Source organism: Tissierella praeacuta DSM 18095 (assembly GCF_900128955.1).
Classification (GTDB): domain Bacteria; phylum Bacillota; class Clostridia; order Tissierellales; family Tissierellaceae; genus Tissierella; species Tissierella praeacuta.
The window spans coordinates 1-1,405 of sequence record NZ_FQTY01000041.1; the positions used below are offsets into that span (position 1 = coordinate 1).

Annotated in this window: 1 protein-coding gene and 1 other annotated feature; the gene reads right to left on the reverse strand. The window is 29.3% G+C overall.

All coding sequences use genetic code 11. The features are described 5' to 3' along the window. Positions 1 to 244: 244 nt before the first annotated feature. Positions 245 to 483 (reverse strand) — a binding site (T-box leader). Between the two features lie 211 nt (positions 484 to 694). Beyond that, positions 695 to 1,405: ABC transporter substrate-binding protein (locus BUB33_RS15645; RefSeq protein WP_072978158.1), on the reverse strand; the 711-nt coding region annotated here is incomplete at its 5' end.

The window sequence follows — 1,405 nt, forward strand, 5'->3', positions numbered from 1 at the left end:
TACATTTGAATTACAACCTGATAAAAATACTATACCACTTACTGCTAAAGATACTAATTTACTAATCTTACTTTTTTTCATTTTTTTATCCTCCTCAATTTGAATTGACGATTGAGAATTGACAATTTAAATTTGGTTAAGTAACCTCACGTAGTTTTCCAACTAAATTTAACCTAACTTAATTTCCTGTGTTAAGTCATAAAAAAATCTTTCAATCTCTATAAATATAGTTTTTAACTATACTTATAGGGACGAAAGATTATATCTCCGTGGTACCACCCTAATTATGACAAAAGTCATCACTCAATCAGACCTAACAGTCTTATCCCTTATAACGATGGGCTTTCGGATTTGCCTACTTGGATAACCTTTTAGCAAATCGGCTCAGGAGTGTATATTACATATCTTGTTATTGTTGGTTTTCACCCTTCCCAACTCTCTTTAAATAATCAATGATATCTTTCTCTCCATCAGAGCATTTTTTAATATTAGATAAAATGATAATACTTTATTGTAGTAATGTCAATACCTTTTTTGAAAAAATTTAAAAATCTCTGATGGTTTCCTATAGAAGGCAGCTGAAATCTCTAATTTCATGGAAGGGGCTTATGGAATCTTTAAGAGAAGTTGCCTCTATAGATCATAGATGTCTTTCTTATAAGTATAGTTAAAAATATTAAGTTGTATTTTAAAATTATTCTTCTATCTTTATAGCATCTTTAAAGAGTGAAAGATTTATATCTAATTCTAATGCTTCTAAAGTATTTATATTTACTGTTGTTATAGTTTTTTCTGCTACACCGACTGGTATAGTAGAAACATGTTTTTTATCTACAAGTATTTCTTTTGCCATTTTAGCCGTTTGTTTACCTAACTCATAATAACTAAGTCCATTTGTTATCAATAATCCTCCTTTTACTTGAGTTTCTTCTGCACAAACAGATATAATTTTTTTATCCATAAGTTTTTTTGATAATAACTCCACAGAAGAAGCTATGAGATTATCACTAAGAGCATAAATACCATCAACTTTGTTTAATATTGAATCTATAGCCTGAGGAAGTTCATTAACATTACTTATTCCAACTGTAATTATTTCTAAACCTTCATTTGGAGCTAGATTTTTTACTTCTTCTATTTGAATTTCAGAATTTGCTTCAGAGGTATTATATAATATACCAATAGTTTTTATACTAGGGTCAATTTCTTTAAACATTTTTAACTGTGAATCTGTAGGAGCCATGTCAGATGTTCCAGTTACATTGCCACCAACATTCTTCCAATCTGTAACTATTTCTGATTTCACAGGATCAGTTACTGCACTAAATAGTATAGGAATATCATTAGTAGATTGTTTTGCAGATTGGGCTGCTGGTGTTGCTATAGCATAAATCAAATCAACTTT